This window comes from Bacillus sp. BR3(2024) (assembly GCF_039134555.1).
Taxonomy (GTDB): Bacteria; Bacillota; Bacilli; order Bacillales; family Bacillaceae_G; genus Bacillus_A; species Bacillus_A cereus.
In genome coordinates this window covers 654,555-673,031 of record NZ_CP152433.1, presented here as the reverse complement: position 1 = coordinate 673,031, position 18,477 = coordinate 654,555, and the positions used below count along the sequence as shown (strand labels likewise).

The window sequence follows — 18,477 nt, the reverse complement described above, 5'->3', positions numbered from 1 at the left end:
ATCACTTCCCTTTATTAAAAAATCACGCCTGCATGTAAAATTACATTTGCATAAGGCGTAGCCTCGCCTGTACGAATAATTGCCTTCGCTTTCTTTGTATGCTCTTTAAATTGTTCATGAGATACATACTCAAATGCTGGCTCTATTAATTTCTGTTCGATCTCTTTATTTACTTCCGCATTATTTATAATGACTTCTTCTGCTAACGTCACTTTTTCGATTGCCATATCATCAGCTACAACTTGTAACACCTCTAAAAAACTCGGTTTTCCAATCTCAACAGCTAAATCAATTCGTTTTACTCCGTCAGGAATTGGTAAACCGCAATCAGCAATTACAACCGTATCTGTATGCCCAAGTGAAGCAAGGACTGCCGCGATTTCACTGTTTAATACACCATGCTTTTTCATCCAACAATCACCTGCACTTCACGTACTCGATCTCTCGTTGGCATACCGCCCTGTGCCCCAAGTTTCGTTACAGAAAGACCACCGGCAATATTCGCGAAACGAATTGCTTTTTGAAGTGTCTCTCCTTCAGAAAGTGCAACTGCTAACGCACCATTAAATGTATCACCAGCTCCAGTTGTATCCACTACATCAACAGCAATGCTAGGAACATGTACAATCTCTGTTCCATTATGGAAACGAACACCGTTAGAACCTTCTGTCATCAATAATTTATTTGGATACTTCGCCAATAAATCTTCAATTGGTGATGTAAAATCATCTAATACGATGCGGCACTCATGTTCATTTGGCGTAATATAAGTTGCTTTTTCTAAAATTTCTTCTGATAAAACTTGTGCTGGCGCTGGATTCAACATAACAGGAATATTATGTTCCTCACAAATAGCCAATACATATTTTACTGTTTCAAGTGGAATTTCTAGTTGAAGAACAACCATATCCGCTTTTACAAGAAGGTCTTTGGAGCGATCTACAACTGACTTATTTACAAGAGCATTTGCCCCTTGTACGACAACAATACTGTTATCTTCTTCTGCTAAAACGATATGAGCAATTCCTGTCGTTCTATCTGTAACCGGTACCACATAATCGATAAAAATGCGTTCGTTCTCTAAATTTTTTCTAACTACTGTTCCATAATCATCATTTCCTACCGCTCCAACCATTGCTACATTTGCTCCTAACCTAGCTGCAGCAACTGCTTGGTTTGCCCCTTTCCCTCCTGGGATTGTATGAAACGCTTCACCAATTACTGTTTCTCCTGCTTTCGGCCGTTTTTTTGAAACAGCCACTAAGTCCATTGAAATGCTTCCTACTACTGCAATATTTGGCATCTGTTTCATCTCCTTACTTCGTTGTATTTCGTTCTATAATTTCAATTGGCAAACGATAGTGTTTCTCTTCTAATGTATTTCCTTCCATTTGCTCTAACAACAACTCTGTTGCAATTTTCCCCATTTCATATATCGGTTGTGCAACTGTTGTAATAGATGGATACATCATTTCCGTTAAAGAAATGCCATCAAATCCGATAATTTGTAAATCATCTGGAATGGCAATCCCCTTTTGAAGTGCAGCCTTTACAATACCAATCGCAATTAAATCATTCCCAGCAACAATACCATCAATATGCGGGTATTCTTCTAATAATTCCATCGCTACACGCTCACTATTTGCTGGCTCAAACGTACTCTCCGCAATCATATACGAAAGATTATTTTGCGTAATAACGTCTACAAAACCTTCAAAACGTTCATTTGCAGTACTCACATCACGTGGTCCGCGAATATGTGCAATATGTTTACATCCTTTATCTAGTAACAACTTTGTCGCAGCCTGACTTCCTGCATAGTTATCTGCATATACAGTAGGAATACGCTCATTAAACATACGGTCAATCGCAACAACCGGAACAGATAAATTCATGTAATTAACACTATTTTGTGGATTCGTTGCTACAATAAATCCATCTACATTATTTTGTCTAAGTACATCAATGTATTGTTTCTCTTTTTCTAAACTTTCATCAGAGTTACAAAGAACAACTGTGTAACCTTGTTTATGTGCTACATCTTCTACGGCACGTGCAACTTCTGGAAAGAACGGATTCACGATATTCGGAACAACTAAGCCAATTAAACGAGACTTTTTATTATACAGTGAACGCGCTACTGTACTAGGCTTATAATCTAACATCTCTATTGCACGCTCTACCTTTTTTAATGTATCTTCATGAACATATCCATTTTTATTTAGAACTCTGGAAACGGTCGCAACAGATACTCCCGCTAATTTCGCAACGTCTTTAATCGTACTCATTCTCTTTTCTCCTCATTTCATGTAACCGTTTACAGAAAATAATATAACGTATTTCTAAAAATACGTCAATCATTTCTCACTAAAAAGCTTTTAAGGTTATACTCAAAAAAGCACCGCCATAAGGCGATGCTTCTTCATTACGAGTATGATACAGTTTTTTCTTTTTCTTCAACAGCAGGCTCTTCAGCATCTTTTTTACGATCTGATAGTTTAATTTTTTGTAAGAAAATCGTAAAGATGGCACCTACTACGATAAATACTAATCCTGTTAAGAATACAGTATGAAGCGAGTCTACTAAAGAGTTTTTCAAAATAGGTACAATGCTGTTAGCAAACGCTTCTGGCATTTGTTTTAATGCCTCTGGGCTAAATAGCATCGAATATAAACCTTGTGGATCTGTGTGAATCATATCTTTAAATTTCGTTACCATTTGTCCCGCTTCTTTCGGGAATGTATCTAATACAGGTACTAATTTATTTGTTAACGTTGTACCTGAAGTGTTATTCATAATTGATCCTAAAATTGTAATACCAAATGTTCCACCAATTTGACGGAAGAACTGACTTGATGACGTTACGACACCAAGGTCTTTTTTCGGGAAGCTTTCTTGTAACGCTAATGTTAATGTCGGCATTACAAGACCCATTCCTAAACCGATAACCATCATATAAGAAGTAGCTGTAAGCTTCGTTGTGTGCATATCCATCGTTGTTAATAACCAAAAACCACCGGCCATAATAAGCATACCTGCGATAATTTGTGGTTTTACACCAACTTTTAATACAAGTTGCCCACCGATAATACTCATTACAATCATTGTAATCATCATTGGAGTCATAATTGTTCCTGATTCAGCAGCACTTACTCCTACAATACCTTGCATGAAGAATGGTACGAACATAATCGCGCCGAACATTCCAATACTCATAAAGAATCCAATCGCATTCAGTATTGTAAATGTGCGATTTTTAAAGAAATGCATTGGTAAAATCGGCTCTTCAGCTTTCGTTTCAACAATAACAAAGCTAACGATACCAATTACAGCTAGTGCGAATAAACCGATAATTTGCCAAGAATCCCATGCATAATCTTTTCCGCCAAACGTTAGCGCAAGTAATAAACTTACAACACCTAGAATCATCGTAAAGATTCCAGCGATATCAATTTTAATTGGTCCTGTTTGTTTATGTGATTTTAATCCCATTGCAATAAAGATTGTTGCTAAAATACCAACCGGTAAGTTAATGTAGAATACCCATCTCCAGTTCACTGCATCTACAATCCAACCACCAACTTGCGGTCCAATTACAGAAGCAAGACCGTATAACGCACCAAAAATACCTTGCCATTTCGCACGTTCTTTTCCCGTGAACATATCTCCAATAATAATCATAGCCATTGGCATCATAATACCGCCACCAAGACCTTGAATACCACGGAAAATAATTAATTCTGTCATACCATTCGCCATACCACATAACGCCGAACCAATCATGAAAATAACTAGCCCTGTTATATATACGTTACGACGACCAAGTAAATCCGCTAATTTACCTGCAATTGGTACAACTGTCGTTGATGTTAACATATAAGCTGTCGTTAACCATGTCATTAAACTTAATCCGCCTAGGTCACCGACGATACGTGGCATTGCTGTACCAACAATTGTTCCATCTAATGCAGCAAATAGCATCGCGATTACTAAACCGATTAACAACAACTTTCTATTTTGATTTTCTTGTTGCTCCATGTAATCTCCTCAATTCCTCTTAGTTATTCTCTTTTTTCTCTTGTGTCCCGCAAATAATGGTTTCTAACTTCTCAAAGAGACGTAATAAATCTTCTCTTTCTTGCAACTCTAAATGTGAAAAGTATTTTGCAATATGCTCGTTGCGAGCTGTCATTGCCTCTTCTACTCTAGCTTTCCCCTTTTTCGTTAACTCGATGATGACAACACGACGGTCATCTTTGTCGTGATAGCGTTCTACAAGTTCTTGATCGATTAGACGATCAATCATCACTGTAATCGCGCTAGGCTTCACATACATCTTTTTTGCTAATGTTGTCGCTCTTGAAGCCCCATAATGATCTAAAATCTTTAAAATATAAAACTGCGGTGGTGTAAGTCCTGTTGCTTGCATTTGTTCTAATAACTCCGTCTGCATTTTCTTTCCAATCGAAAAGGCAAGAGCTTGAATTTTATCGATATGCGTCATATCATTTGGCATGTTATCCACCTCTTATTTAAACAATAAAATATTTAACGTATTTAAATATTAATCCCGCGAACAAAATCCGTCAATACTTTTATTCATAAAAACGTTTACATTTTTGTCACAAAGTTGTATAATTTTCGACGAAGTTAATATTGACAGTCACGGAGAAACGGAGTACACGGCTATGAATCATAAAAAAGGAAACTTTTTTATATTTCATGGCCTTTTTATATTCTCTGTCTTAAAACGCTTCGAATTAATTAGGGGAGGATTTTCATTTTATGTTTTTCACACAATTATTTAAACCTGCGCCCCACGCGGAACGCTTACCAGCTGATCGCGTTGATAGCGAATACCGTAAATTACGTTTACAAGTATTCTTAGGTATCTTCATCGGTTATGCAGGCTACTACTTTGTTCGAAAAAACTTTTCACTAGCAATGCCATACTTAATCGAGCAAGGCTTTAGTAAAGGGGAACTTGGGGTTATCCTTTCAGCAGTTTCTATTGCTTACGGATTAAGTAAATTTCTTATGGGTATCGTATCCGATCGTTGTAATCCTCGCTACTTTTTAGCAGCTGGGCTATTTTTATCAGGTATCATTAATATTATTTTCGGCTCATTTTCTTTCATTACAACGAGCATTATACTTATGTTTGTACTTCAGTTTTTAAATGGATGGGTACAAGGTATGGGATGGCCTCCTTGTGGTCGTACGATGGTGCACTGGTTCTCTATTAGCGAACGTGGTACAAAAATGTCTATTTGGAACGTCGCTCATAATGTTGGCGGAGCGCTTATGCCTTCCCTTGTAACATTAGGCTTATACTTCTTCGCAGATGACTGGAAAAGTATTTTTTACTTCCCAGGTATTCTTTCAATTTTAGTTGGTATTTATGTATTAATTACGATGAAAGATACACCTCAATCTTGTGGACTACCTTCTATTGAAGAACATACTGGGGAATATCCACCAGATGAAAAAGTAAAAGATCGCGAACGCGAACTTTCAGTAAAGGAAATTTTATTTAAATACGTATTAAACAATAAGTTTTTATGGTACATCGCTATTGCGAACGTTTTCGTATATTTCGTACGTTACGGCGTTGTAGACTGGGCTCCTACTTATTTAGTAGAAGAAAAAAGCTTTACTCATAGTAGCTCACGTACTGCTTACGCTCTATATGAATGGGCTGGTATTCCAGGTACACTTCTTTGCGGATGGATGAGTGATAAACTATTTAAAGGACGTCGTGCACCTGCTGGTATTCTATTTATGGTTGGTGTATTTATCGCAGTTCTTGTTTACTGGTTAAACCCTCCTGGTAATCCAATGGTTGATAGTATCGCACTTGTCGCAATTGGATTTTTAATTTACGGACCGGTTATGTTAATTGGTCTACACGCTCTAGATTTAGCACCAAAGAAAGCTGCTGGAACTGCAGCAGGCTTAACTGGATTCTTCGGTTACTTAGGCGGAGCAGCTTTCGCTAGTGCAGCTATGGGCTTTATCGTAGATGCATTCGGATGGGATGGCGGATTCATCTTATTACTTGCATCTTGCGTACTTGCAATGTTCTTCCTTGCTCTTACTTTAAATACAGGGTCAGTAAAATCAAAACAAGCTTAAATAATATATAACAAGCATAAAAATAGCTCTTAGCATTTACATACATGCTAAGAGCTATTTTTTATTTTCATTGCTGTTCCTACTAATGATAACAACCCATTCCTTCCCTACTATAAGATTAAAAGATTTGATGAAACACCTTTATTAAAACGGCTAACGTAACAGATGCAGCAAATCCCCCTAAACAAATAAGACTGACACCTTGGCTATATGACAAATTTTGAAATGATTTCATTACTTCCATCCTCCCTATCTCCCCTTTGATACTTTTATTTTACCAATGGGAAAAATTTCATAACATCGATTTCTCTAACAACTAACTTACAAATTTGTAAGTTAACATCTTTTCAACTTATATATCTAGTATTTCCACAAATAAGAGTCATTTATACATAAAAAAAGACCTCAGTTATACTAAGGTCTTCGTTACATTCTATTTCATTTTACAATCATCACTGGACATTTCACACGCTTTGCTATTTTATGACTTACACTTCCCAGCACCATTTCTTGCAGTGTATTGAGCCCTCTACTTCCAGCAATGACAAGATCTATATCTCCTGTATTCACATATTGAACAATTGTATCTCCAGGATCACCATGTAATATCGTAATTGTATAAGAAATGTTCTCTTTCTTTAATAAACCTTCAATCTCTTTTAATTTATCTTTTCGACTAGCTGATATTGTTTCTAAATCTGTTTGACCTTGTATAATATCTGATTTTGCCGTTCTATTATCTACTACGTACACAACTTCAACATTTGTTTCTTCGCTACATTTTGCAATATATGTTGCATGTTCCGCTGCTCGAAGTGCATGTTCAGAACCGTCACATGCTAATATAATTTGTTTGTACATATGCTGAATCCCCTTTTCGTTATCCTACTCGTATTATATAATAAAGCCCCCTAAAAAGGAGGCTTTTAACTAGCAATTCTTTTATTATAAGTAGCTAAATTTGCAACAAGTTTTGAGCTACGTTCATTTAATCCTGTTATACTTACTTTCACGCCACTTTGTTCATATTTCATAATAACTTTATCAATTGATGCCACTGCCGAATCATCCCATACGTGCGCATGAGTAAAGTTCATTTCGATTTCTTTTATATCTTCATCCAATGAAAAAGCATTTATAAAATCTGCTGTAGATGCAAAGAAGAGTTGACCGTGAATTTCGTATATTTTCTTATTTTCAATATATAAATGTTTCACGTGAATCTTTGCCATATTGAATGCAAATAAAACCGCACTAATTACTGTTCCGATAATTACACCTAATCCCAAATTATGAGTGATAAGAACGACCACGACTGTTACGATCATGACGAATGCGTTCCCTTTTGGCACTTTATGAATCGTTGCTACAGAGTTCCAATCAAACGTTCCGATTGAAACCATAATCATAACTGCAACTAAAGCTGCCATCGGAATATGAACGACATAATCTCCTAAAACGAATAGTAATACGATTAAAAATCCGCCCGCTACAAATGTTGATAGGCGACCTCGTCCACCTGATTTAATATTAATAACAGATTGACCGATCATTGCACAACCTGCCATTCCTCCGAAGAAACCAGCAACAATGTTTGCGATCCCTTGTCCACGTGCCTCTTTATGCTTATTACTTTCCGTATGCGTCATATCATCTAAAACTGAAGCTGTTAATAATGATTCTAGTAAACCGATAATTGCAAGCATAACTGCATAAGGTAAAATAATCCCTAATGTCTCAAGTGTAAAAGGCACGTCAGGAATACTAAAGAACGGTAATTCTTTCGGCAGGCTTCCCATATCTCCTACTGTTTTCAACTGTAATCCGCTCATAAGTGCAATACTCGTCACAATAATAATTGAAATAAGCGTAGAAGGTACAGCCGTTGTAATACGTGGAAATAAATATATAATTGCAAGTCCTAATACAACGAGTGCATACATTTGCCAAGTTGCATTTTTAAAATGTGGCAATTGCGCTGTAAAAACTAAAATTCCAAGTGAATTTAAAAAACCACTCATAACAGATTTCGGAACAAACTTCATAAATGAGCTCAGTTTGAACACGCCAAAAATAATCTGGACAACACCTGTTAATATTGTTGTAGCAAATAAATATTGCAAACCATGATCTTTAACAAGCGTTACCATTAATAATGCCATTGCACCTGTTGCAGCTGAAATCATTCCAGTTCTTCCGCCAACAAATGAAATGGTAACTGCAATACAAAAGGCTGCGTATAGTCCAACTGTCGGATCCACGCCTGCAATAACAGAGAAGGCTATCGCTTCAGGGATTAACGCTAAAGCAACGACAATTCCTGATAACACGTCCCCTTTCACATTAGAAAACCAGTCATTTTTTATCGTTTGAAACAAAATATCACTCCTCTACTCCTTTATAATTTGATTTTCTCCATAAGAAAATCTAGCCGACTGCACGAAAGCTATTATATAACGAGTAGAAGATTTTTTGCTATGTAAAAGTTTCCTAAAGAAAAAGACACTACCTTAGTAGCATCTTTTCTCATTTCATTAATGTCCACCGTGTCCTTGACCACTTTCCTGAACAATTTCTAACCTCTCATCTAGTATTCCTTGTGTTTCAAATGAAATATCACTCGTACTTCCTAATAAGAAACCGTGATTATATGGTCCAAGTGTTGGATCATCTTTAAACTTCGGCTGAATGCTTGCAAGGAAGTCATACACTGGTTGTGAAGCTTTACCTTCTTCTAATAATACAGCAGGTGCGTGTTTACCCATATGTGAAAAAGGTGCCCCAGCAACTGCTAAATCTGGTGTTTTACTTGAAACAAATGATAAACCGTGACCAGGTTTTGTGAATCCCCAGCCAAATTTTGTTTTTTCATCTTTAAACTTAGCGAACGCAATCGAGTTTTCTGTAGGGGTCTCTCCACTAATACGCGTTACTTTCCCGTATTTGCTTAGCTCTTTTTCTACTTCTTTTGAAACAATTTTTTCTGGCCCTAATACATATATATTTGCTTTATCTTTTCTCATTTTTAATGCCTCTATTGTCGCTTCTGGCACCTTATCTTTTTCTGTATATAAAAGCGGTTCTGGCATATGAGAAATCCAGTTTACAGCTGGTGTTGTATATAAACGTCCTTCTTCTTCAGACGAACCGATAATAACACTATTTGGGTAGCTTCCTGTTATATCGGCATACTCCTTATCAACATCCTTCGCAAATATAGCTGGATCTGTTTCTTTTATTTGTTTTACTTTATAACCTTTTAATTGCTCAAGCGCGCTAGTACCTACATCCCCCATCACCATAATTTGTGTTCCATCTTTCGTTCCGATTGGATTTAATCGTTTTATTTCTTTTAACGTCATTTCCGGTATCTTTTCTTTTTCTATAAATAAAATCGGCCCGTTATTCGGATGATGAATAAGGTCTGCACTCGCAATACCTAATTGCCACTCGCTTGCTGGTACTAAAATAACAGCACCTGGCTGGTTCTCCTTATGAGTTGCTGGCCATATCGTTTGTGAAGTTAATACTGCCATTTGCAAAGGGTCGTTTGTGTTTAATCTCGTTACATTTTTTAAACTTGTCGTTAATAAATCATTAGATGCACCTTGGTTCATTTCTTTTGGCGCCGTTACCTCCTGATTCATTTTCATTTTCATTTCCTTTTGCTCTGTTTTCTTCTCTTTTGTAGATTCATGGTTTTTATGGTCTGTATTCGTTTGTCCGCATGCAGCAAGACCAACTGCTGTAATTATTGTTATCCCAAAAATTCGGGTCATTTTTTTCACTATACCGCCTCCGTATTAATCATTTTTGAGCCAATATGATTACCTAAAATGTAATTTCAACTCCACAATAACAAGCAATTCTGAAGAAATTATGCAGACACATCATAATCTGCACCATTTCTTCATGATTTTGCATTACACTTTAAGTAACGATTATAAATATGGAGGGCTCTCTATGATTGATATACTGCTCGTAGACGATGAACCGAGAATGCTTGAATTATTAACGCTTTATCTTACACCAATTGGATATAACTGCGTATGTGCGACTTCAGGAGAAGAAGCTATTTTACATATAGAAAATCGAAACTTTAAATTTGTTTTACTCGATATTATGATGCCAAAGATGGACGGATGGGAAACGTGCAAAAAAATCCGATCTTTTAGTAACATTCCTATTATTATGGTTACAGCTCGTGATCAAACAGTAGATGTCGTTCAAGGATTAAAAATTGGAGCCGATGATTACGTAACGAAACCTTTCCATGAAGAAGAACTTTTCGCAAGAATTGAAGCCGTTTTAAGACGTACAAATGAACATAAACAAATCCAATATCACGGTATTGTATGGGATGAAACAAAACACTTCGTTTCTGTCCATAATGAAGAACTCCTTCTCACACCAATTGAATTTTCTTTACTCGGATTATTTTTACGCCATGTAAACTACGTATTAAACCGTGATCAGCTCATCGAACGAATTTGGGGGTTAAACACAAATACAGAAGATCGCACAGTCGATTCACATATTCGTAATTTACGTGATAAATTGCGAAAAGCAAATTTCCCTATTGATCATCATTTAAAAACCGTGTATGGAGTAGGTTATCGATGGATTGATACTGAACAGTAAGGGGCAAAACGATGAAACGAATTTCAATTCAATTCGGATTTTATTTTTTAATTGTTACACTTTTAATTGAAAGTGTTCTCTTTATTTTGCTCTATTATAGTCTTGTAAACACTAGAGTAAATGAAGAGATGACAGCTTTATTAAAGCGAGGAAATAGTCATCGAGATGTACTTGAAAAATATTACGATGAGCAAACCATCTCTCACGTAGCATTAATGGAATCTGAAGCTGAAACAACTGTCGTTATTACAAATGCAAATAAAGAAATACTAGCTAAATCTAACGAAATAAACACGACTATAAACGATCATATTAGTAAAATGCAAACTCGAACAGACCATAATGGAGCGATTATAGAAAATCATTGGAAAACATCTAATTATATATGTACAGTTAGCCCCATTGTAGTAGATGGAAAACATGAAGGCTATGTGTACATGTTTCTTGGAACAGAATCAATTGAAAAGTTAGTTAATGGATTAACGAAACAATTCATTATTGCTGGTGCCATCACGTTTCTACTCACAGTCATCACAATTTTCCTATTATCTCGATTATTAACAAAACCATTGTTACACATGAAACATGCCACTGAAAAAATGAGTAAAGGTGATTTATCTGTTTCATTAACAACTACTCGAAATGATGAAATTGGTGAACTAGCATCATCTATTCAGACGCTCGCAAATGATCTACATTATATGAAAACAGAGCGAAGTGAATTTCTAGCAAGTGTCGCTCACGAATTACGAACACCGTTAACATACGTAAGAGGTTACGCTGACATTGCTTTAAAAGAAAGCACCCCTTCTGAACAACGTTTGCGATATTTATCAATTATAAAAGATGAGTCTGATTACATTACAAACTTAGTTCAAGATTTATTTTCACTTGCACAAATGGAACAACATAACTTTTCTATTCAAGTAAAGGAAGTGCATTTACACACCTTCCTTACGCGTATATGTGAAAAAGTAAACGCCATGTATAAAGAAAGGTACATTAAAGTTTTTTTCTCTTGTCCTCCTACACTGCTAGTAAACTTAGATGAACAACGATTCGAACAAGTTGTTGTGAATATTTTAAATAACGCTTATAGACATTCAAAAGAGCATTCTCATATAAACATTTCTGTTACAGAAGAACATAAACATATTTCCATTGCAATTGAAGATGAAGGCGAAGGTATTCCGCTTGAAGACCTCCCTCACATTTTCGAACGCTTTTATCGAGTTGATAAAGCAAGATCACGAGCTACAGGTGGAACTGGTTTAGGACTATCTATCGTGAAAGAAATTGTAGAGCTACACGGCGGGACGATTACTGTCACGAGTGAAGTTGATCATGGATCTTGTTTTATCATTTCTTTATCCCGCATTAACGGGCAGTAAGACCCCTACATCAAAATTCAGCGGAAGCAAAGAAGTTAGGTGGGGGATCAACTGCCCGTAAAAGCCCGATTGGTTCAACTAATAATCAGTGGGAGATGAACAAAACCCCCACTGATTAAAGTTTCACTTTATCATTTTACTTTATAATATAAATTTACAAATTGCCCAAAACGTTTCGTATCCGTTAAAGTTAAATTAATTTCTGGATTCTTTTCTTTAAATAATGGGACACCTGAGCCTAATATATGCGGTGTAATCGTAACAATATATTCATCAATTAGATTATTTTTAAAGAATTCTCTCAGTAGCTCTCCTCCACCAACCATCCATATTTTAGACCCTTCTTGTGCTTTTAACCTTTTTGTAAACTCCACTACATCTTCATTTACAAATTCCACGTTTCCGTCTGAACCTTTTTCTGAACGAGAAAAAACATAACATGCTTTATCTAAGTACGGGAATGTTTCCGTATGCTCTACTACATAATCGTACGTTTTCTTTCCCATAATTATTGTATCAATCGTTTCGTACATTTCTGTATAACCATTATCTCCCTCTCCTTCCGTTTCCATTAACCACTCTAAATCATCATTTTCTTTCGCAATATATCCATCTAAACTCGCCGCTATAAATAAAACTATTTCACGTGACATATCTTTTCCTCCTTGTATCTCATCTTGATAACATATGATGTAAACAATATACTAACAATAAAACATGACAATTTATGTCATGTTAAAAAGAAAAGGTGATACATTTGTCAAAAGCTAAACGCTTATTAGATATTCTTATATTTGCTTCTGCGAAAAAAACATTTACAGCTCAAGAAATAGCTGATGAATTTAATATTTCCGTTCGTACGGTTCATAGATACATTTTAGATTTAAGTGATATGGGGTTGCCCATTTACGCAGAACAAGGTCGTAACGGCGGCTATAAAGTATTAACAACTAGGGTCATTCCACCTATCTTATTTACGGAAGAAGAAGCAGTCTCTATCTTTTTTGCTTTTCAATCTTTAAGTTACTATCGCGACTTACCTTTTAACACAGAAATCAATTCCGTTACACATAAACTGTATAGCTCCCTACAACATGATGCGAAAGTGAAAGTTGATAAAATACGTTCTTATATCGCCTTTTGGAATCCGAAGAGAACAATTGAGACCCCACTTTTAAACGAAGTGTTAACAGCGGCTATTGAAAATAAAAATTTACACTTTCAATACGAATCTAAATCAGGGATAAAAACAAAACATGTTCATCCGATTGGTGTATATGCTCACGACGGGTTATGGTACTTACCGTCCTATGACTTCGGTAGAAAAAAAGTATTACTGTATCGCATCGATCGTATTCTTTCCATATTATCAACGGAAGAAAATGAGGATACATTCATGAATTTAGAAGAGTGGTTTGCCTCTAACTCTAACGTAGTACACATCCCTACTCAGTTACATGTTTTACTGACAACAGAAGGCGTACGCCAATGTAAAAGCGTCCCTTATCTTGAGGAATTCGTTATAATAAACGAGGATGGGACAGGATATATAAATTCAACAATTGATAAAGGAGAAATCAATTTTATTACCCCTTTATTTTATAGACTCGGAAAAGATGCAAAAGTTTTAGAACCGACAGAATTGATAGATGGTTTACGTATACGTGCGAAAGAAATTTTACATATGTATGAAGACGAAAAAAGCTGCTAGATGTAAGCAGCTTTTTAGTCTCTTTGTTACTATTGACGAATATCAATCCACCAACGATATTCCGCATTCATATTTTCAGTGCCACCATTCCCTCTGTAATGGAAAGCATCCAAAAAGATTGAATCTAGTTTATCCTCATCTACAAAATAACCTAAGTTAACCTTCACCGTTTGTCCTGGTGTGATACTGCCAATATTATAAAAGCTTTTCCCGTCTCCGTGAGGTTCCAAGTAATCAACTTCACCCGTCATAATACGCGTTGCGTCCATTCCCTCTTCTTTAGCGTAGTTCCATGCATTCCCTTCAAATTTAAGCTGTTTTATGGATGGATGCATATAGATTTCTTCTGTCGATTTTTTACCAATATTTTTCACTGTTGTTGTTAAATAGACAAATTTAACATTAACTAATTTCGAATCTACTAATGTATCAATTGAATCTTTACCATTCCCTAATTTATATTCATCTCGTCTGTACGATAGTAATTTTCCCATCTGATCTAAAGCCTTATTCTTGCTTAATATCTCTAGGCCAAGTTCATTAAAATTCTCTTGTTTAAAATCTTTAATTGAATCAAAGACTTCAACTTTTTCTATCACATATTCAATTTGGCTGTTATCCATAGATATCGTTACTGGAACCTTTTGTCCTATATGAAATAGTCGTTTACTATCTTTTTTCAATGGAATCACCTTATTTTCTTTCGGTTCAGCTGCTTTGGTAAAGCGATTTTCATCATAATCTGCTATATATGATGCCTTTTCTTTTGACGTAGGCTCAAGTGAAATACTCCCTAACACATCTATCATTTGTTCTTCGTTTACATCGGATCCAATATAACTTTCTAACATAATCCCTTCTTTCTCAAAAAAGAGAAAGACCTTTCTGTCAAACATTACGTTGTTGTTTCCAGTTTCTTTATGGACAATTACTGCTTTCCTGCCATTTATCTCTTTTTCTTCATAACTTTTTGAATATAAAGTTTGAAAATCCGCATTTTCTCCCACTCTCGAAAGAACAAATGAAAACCCGCCCATTGCGTCGTTATCTTTAAATGAATATTTCATAGCACTATCATCGATTGCTTCCATATTTTCTGGCAATTTACCTATTTTCAGCTTATACCACTTATCACTCTTTTTTGAGTCCTTATTTTTTACCGACACATTTACTTCGTAATTTTGTTTCTGAACAATCATATTATAGACTTTCACTGCACCAAAAACAGTTGTTGGCATACCAATTAATAAACAGGCAGCAGCGATTAACATACGATGTCTTTTACGCTTTTTCTGTGGTCGCTCGCCTCTCAGCTTCATTTCTTCCATAAACAATTTCTTTTTGCGCGTATATGTATGTGAAAATTCATGTTGTTCTTCGAGTTTATCAAAATCATCTAAAGCAATTTTTTCAGCAAGTTCATATATTTCTTTGGAGTTCTTTGAATTCGTCATGTTGTATACCTCCTATCATATTTTGGACTCGTTTTCGAGCACGCTCAAACTGCTTGCGGACATTGGCCTCCGTTATCCCCATGACACTTGAAATTTCTTGATACGTTAAGTTATAGAAGACTTTATACTTAAACACCTGTCTATTAGACTCATTTAACTCTTTTAACAATGCATCAATTTGAAACTCGGACATTACACGTTTTTCCCACTTTTCAATATTTTCATCTACTGTTTCTGTTGATTCTCTTTCATATTCTTCTAAAAATGTTTCATGTCGTCTATTTTTCCGATAGCTATCAATCGCCTTGTTTTTCGCAACCCTCAAAATGTAGCGTTTAAGCTCTTCAATACTCAAGCTATGGAGCTTTTCCAAGTTCTTATAAAGAGTAATAAACGTCTCTTGAACCGAATCTTCGGCCTGCTGAATATTATTTAAAATAGAATACGCTACATAATAAATCTTTTGTTCATACAACTCATATAGCTCTTCCATCTTTTCATAATCGTTGTTTGTAACTTTCATATAATTCCTCCTCTCACTCTATATAACGAATGAGCGCTATACTTTGTGACACTACAAAATCTTTTTATAGATAAAATTTAATAATAGAATAAGCAAAAGCCCAATTTCTCTATTGTAACTGAGAAATTGGGCTTTTTAATATTAGAATTTTCCTGACTGTATCTCTAAGAAAAATTCTTTTACACCTTTTCAATATGCAGTATTTGCTCTATCGCTTCTTTTAACAAATTCTTTGTCTCTTCAAAGTTATGATTCTTCTTTTCCTCCGGTTGCACCGTATAAAACTCAGCAAACGAACGCTCTTTATATCTTGGTACGACATGCATATGGTAATGTGTTAACTCGTTAAATACTCTACCATTTTGACAAACTGTAATTCCATCTGGTTTATATAATGCCTTAATCGCTTTTGCCATCAGCTTAGAAGCATCCATAATTGAGCAACATCATCTAATTCGTCTACTTCTACAACATGCTGCTTTGGCACAATTAAAGTATGTCCTGGGTAGAAAGGCGCATGATCTAAAAAGCAAGTTACATAATCATCTTCATATACTTTATATATTTTTTTCTCTTCGTTTGCTAATTTACAACCTAAACAGCCCACTACACTTTCCCCTCTTTCTAAAAACATAAAAACGTGAGAATACGGCTCTCACGTTTTTATGTTTCATTTTATTAGTTCAATTGTTTCCGTAACCTTTATACTATCTTTTACAGATTGAACAATCGTACAATTTTTCACTGCAAGTTGCAGCGCCTTGTCCAGCTGCTCTTCTGTAATGTTTTCTGCTTTAATTTTATAGTGCAAATGAACACTTTCAACTGGCTTCGATAAAGCTTCACTTCTACCAATTTCAGTTTCGATTGTAAACGTATCATATGTAATACGTTTCTTTTCTAAAATTGTTCGAAAGACAATTGCACTACATCCTGCGATAGAAGAAATGAGTAATTGTAACGGTGAATACCCGTTTTCTTTTCCAATCGCTAATTGACCATACGATAAATCTGCTTCTATATCATCGTGTTTGATTGTTAGTTTCATTTGTTTTTTCCATCTCCACTTTCATCGGTTTCTGCCGTTTCTTACTAATATAATAATATATATAGCAGAAAATGATAAATGGAATACCACAGTATAACGCCATTCTTTGTTCAGGAATAAACGCTAAACTAATAACAACAATGCTATTTGTAATTAAGGCTAAAATCGGGACAATTGGGTATAGTGGTGTTCTATACTTTAAGTCCTCTAACTTTCCTCCACCTTTTATATACTGACTTCTAAAGCGAAGTTGCGATAGAGCAATAATGATCCAACTTGAAACAGCCGATAAACCAGCTATCGATAATAAATACATGTATACTGTATCTTCTGCAAGGAAACTTGTGAATAGAGATAATCCAGCTACCGCAATCGTTACGACTAGCGCTGTAATTGGAATACCACGCTTATTTACTTTCTGGAAGGAAGTTGGTGCCATTCCCTCATTTGCAAGTGACCATAGTATACGCGTCGCTGCATATAATCCAGAGTTCGCTACAGATAATAACGCAGTAATAATAACGAAGTTCATAATATCAGCTGCGTATGGAATACCAATTTTATCAAATACGACTACGAATGGACTTTCAATTACGCCTGCTTCTTTCCAAGAAATTAATCCTACTAAAATCGTCATTGTTAAAATGAAGAATAACATAATGCGCCATACTGTATTACGGATTGCACGTGGAATTGTTTTTTCTGGATTTTCACTTTCTCCCGCTGCAATTCCGATTAACTCTGTTCCTTGGAACGAGAAGTTAACTGTAATCATTGTAAGTAATACGGCAGCTAGTCCATTCGGGAAAAGTCCACCATCGCTTACAAAGTTAGAGAAAAGAGGTGCTGCTTCTTTTCCGTCATATGATATAAATCCTAATAATGCACTACCACCAAGCACAACAAATGCAAGAATTGTAATTACTTTAATACTAGAGAACCAAAATTCTAATTCGGCATAACTTTTCGCCGAAATTGCGTTTGAAGCATATAAAATAACACCGAATACAAGGCACCATACCCAAACATCAACATTTGGAAACCATCTTTTCATCATTAAACCGATTGACGTTAATTCTAGACCCACTGTTACTGCCCAGCCGAGCCAGTATAACCAGCCAATCATAAAGCCCGTTCCTGGTCCAATAAACTTCGTCGCATACTTTTGGAAAGATCCTGAAACCGGCATCGCTACCGTTAACTCTCCAAGACAAAGCATTGTTAAATACATAATAAATCCGCCTACTAAATATGAAAGGATGGCTCCCCCTGGTCCAGCCTGATTAATGGTGTAACCTGAACCTAAGAAGAAACCAGTTCCGATTACACCACCAAGTGCGATCATAAATAAATGTCTACTCTTCATCGTACGATGTAATTTCTCATTCGTTGGTTGCTGCATCTAAATCCTCCCCCTACCATACCCCTATATCCTGTTAAAATTTTCTGATAATAAAAATATACACGAAAGCGATTACATTTTCTATATAAAATTAAAACTTTTCTGATAAAACAATATAAAAATCGAATTATTGCAAGATTTAGATTCTATTTAGAGGAAAATAAGGAGAAA

18 protein-coding genes and 1 pseudogene are annotated in these 18,477 nt (G+C 35.7%); 4 read left to right on the top strand and 15 right to left on the bottom strand.

The annotated features are described in order from the left end of the window. Positions 1-14: 14 nt before the first annotated feature. The 5 genes from rbsD to V7S45_RS03395 all read right to left on the bottom strand — a co-directional run bounded on the left by rbsD (position 15) and on the right by V7S45_RS03395 (position 4,517). Complete coding sequence (rbsD, locus tag V7S45_RS03415; RefSeq protein ID WP_000716151.1) at positions 15-410, bottom strand: D-ribose pyranase; 396 nt, start codon at positions 408-410, stop codon at positions 15-17. Then, positions 407-1,303: a ribokinase gene (gene rbsK / locus V7S45_RS03410; protein WP_001132865.1), complete on the bottom strand. Its 897-nt coding sequence runs from the start codon at positions 1,301-1,303 to the stop codon at positions 407-409. Before rbsK ends, rbsD begins: the two co-directional genes overlap by 4 nt. A 13-nt stretch (positions 1,304-1,316) precedes the next feature. Beyond that, positions 1,317-2,288 (bottom strand): ribose operon transcriptional repressor RbsR, encoded by a 972-nt coding sequence (rbsR, locus tag V7S45_RS03405; protein WP_000104051.1) that lies wholly within the window; start codon positions 2,286-2,288, stop codon positions 1,317-1,319. Between the two features lie 137 nt (positions 2,289-2,425). Continuing rightward, complete coding sequence (locus V7S45_RS03400; RefSeq protein ID WP_000437647.1) at positions 2,426-4,039, bottom strand: MDR family MFS transporter; 1,614 nt, start codon at positions 4,037-4,039, stop codon at positions 2,426-2,428. Positions 4,040-4,058: 19 nt separating this feature from the next. Continuing rightward, positions 4,059-4,517 carry a MarR family transcriptional regulator gene (locus V7S45_RS03395; protein ID WP_001132365.1) on the bottom strand — a complete coding sequence of 153 codons (459 nt, stop codon included), beginning with the start codon at positions 4,515-4,517 and terminating at the stop codon, positions 4,059-4,061. 269 nt (positions 4,518-4,786) lie between these two features. Between V7S45_RS03395 and glpT the strand changes: the two genes are divergently transcribed. Next, positions 4,787-6,136 carry a glycerol-3-phosphate transporter gene (gene glpT, locus V7S45_RS03390; RefSeq protein WP_000466385.1) on the top strand — a complete coding sequence of 450 codons (1,350 nt, stop codon included), beginning with the start codon at positions 4,787-4,789 and terminating at the stop codon, positions 6,134-6,136. 118 nt (positions 6,137-6,254) lie between these two features. On the opposite strand, the gene V7S45_RS03385 is transcribed toward glpT, so the two are convergent. The 4 genes from V7S45_RS03385 to V7S45_RS03370 all read right to left on the bottom strand — a co-directional run bounded on the left by V7S45_RS03385 (position 6,255) and on the right by V7S45_RS03370 (position 9,924). Continuing rightward, positions 6,255-6,371 carry a DUF4027 family protein gene (locus tag V7S45_RS03385; RefSeq protein ID WP_000834733.1) on the bottom strand — a complete coding sequence of 39 codons (117 nt, stop codon included), beginning with the start codon at positions 6,369-6,371 and terminating at the stop codon, positions 6,255-6,257. Between the two features lie 203 nt (positions 6,372-6,574). Beyond that, positions 6,575-6,997 (bottom strand): universal stress protein, encoded by a 423-nt coding sequence (locus V7S45_RS03380; RefSeq protein WP_000277999.1) that lies wholly within the window; start codon positions 6,995-6,997, stop codon positions 6,575-6,577. Between the two features lie 65 nt (positions 6,998-7,062). Then, a complete protein-coding gene (locus tag V7S45_RS03375; protein WP_342761652.1) occupies positions 7,063-8,514 on the bottom strand; it encodes a SulP family inorganic anion transporter in 1,452 nt (483 codons plus the stop codon). Between the two features lie 156 nt (positions 8,515-8,670). Continuing rightward, positions 8,671-9,924 carry an ArsR family transcriptional regulator gene (locus V7S45_RS03370; RefSeq protein WP_088345277.1) on the bottom strand — a complete coding sequence of 418 codons (1,254 nt, stop codon included), beginning with the start codon at positions 9,922-9,924 and terminating at the stop codon, positions 8,671-8,673. A gap of 175 nt (positions 9,925-10,099) precedes the next feature. Between V7S45_RS03370 and V7S45_RS03365 the strand changes: the two genes are divergently transcribed. Both V7S45_RS03365 and V7S45_RS03360 read left to right on the top strand, forming a co-directional pair. After that, complete coding sequence (locus tag V7S45_RS03365; protein WP_000565475.1) at positions 10,100-10,777, top strand: response regulator transcription factor; 678 nt, start codon at positions 10,100-10,102, stop codon at positions 10,775-10,777. A gap of 11 nt (positions 10,778-10,788) precedes the next feature. After that, complete coding sequence (locus V7S45_RS03360) at positions 10,789-12,168, top strand: HAMP domain-containing sensor histidine kinase (RefSeq protein WP_088345275.1); 1,380 nt, start codon at positions 10,789-10,791, stop codon at positions 12,166-12,168. A 131-nt stretch (positions 12,169-12,299) separates the two neighbouring features. On the opposite strand, the gene V7S45_RS03355 is transcribed toward V7S45_RS03360, so the two are convergent. Beyond that, positions 12,300-12,821, bottom strand: a complete 522-nt coding sequence (locus V7S45_RS03355) for a dihydrofolate reductase family protein (protein WP_000085779.1) — start codon at positions 12,819-12,821, stop codon at positions 12,300-12,302. Positions 12,822-12,916: 95 nt separating this feature from the next. Here V7S45_RS03355 and V7S45_RS03350 point away from each other — a divergent pair, with 95 nt between their 5' ends. Next, the gene (locus V7S45_RS03350) at positions 12,917-13,879 is read left to right on the top strand and encodes a YafY family protein (RefSeq protein ID WP_157797727.1); all 963 of its coding nucleotides are present in this window, start codon (positions 12,917-12,919) and stop codon (positions 13,877-13,879) included. A gap of 29 nt (positions 13,880-13,908) precedes the next feature. On the opposite strand, the gene V7S45_RS03345 is transcribed toward V7S45_RS03350, so the two are convergent. The 5 genes and pseudogenes from V7S45_RS03345 to V7S45_RS03325 all read right to left on the bottom strand — a co-directional run bounded on the left by V7S45_RS03345 (position 13,909) and on the right by V7S45_RS03325 (position 18,306). Further along, entirely contained in the window at positions 13,909-15,333 is a 1,425-nt protein-coding gene (locus V7S45_RS03345; RefSeq protein WP_025687261.1) for a DUF4367 domain-containing protein, read from the bottom strand. Further along, positions 15,299-15,856, bottom strand: a complete 558-nt coding sequence (locus V7S45_RS03340) for an RNA polymerase sigma factor (protein ID WP_025687262.1) — start codon at positions 15,854-15,856, stop codon at positions 15,299-15,301. Before V7S45_RS03340 ends, V7S45_RS03345 begins: the two co-directional genes overlap by 35 nt. A 179-nt stretch (positions 15,857-16,035) precedes the next feature. Further along, positions 16,036-16,463, bottom strand: a pseudogene (locus V7S45_RS03335) (HIT family protein). Positions 16,464-16,526: 63 nt separating this feature from the next. After that, positions 16,527-16,904 carry an OsmC family protein gene (locus tag V7S45_RS03330; protein WP_000778831.1) on the bottom strand — a complete coding sequence of 126 codons (378 nt, stop codon included), beginning with the start codon at positions 16,902-16,904 and terminating at the stop codon, positions 16,527-16,529. Then, the gene (locus V7S45_RS03325) at positions 16,879-18,306 is read right to left on the bottom strand and encodes an amino acid permease (RefSeq protein WP_001187097.1); all 1,428 of its coding nucleotides are present in this window, start codon (positions 18,304-18,306) and stop codon (positions 16,879-16,881) included. Before V7S45_RS03325 ends, V7S45_RS03330 begins: the two co-directional genes overlap by 26 nt. Between the last annotated feature and the right edge of the window lie 171 nt (positions 18,307-18,477).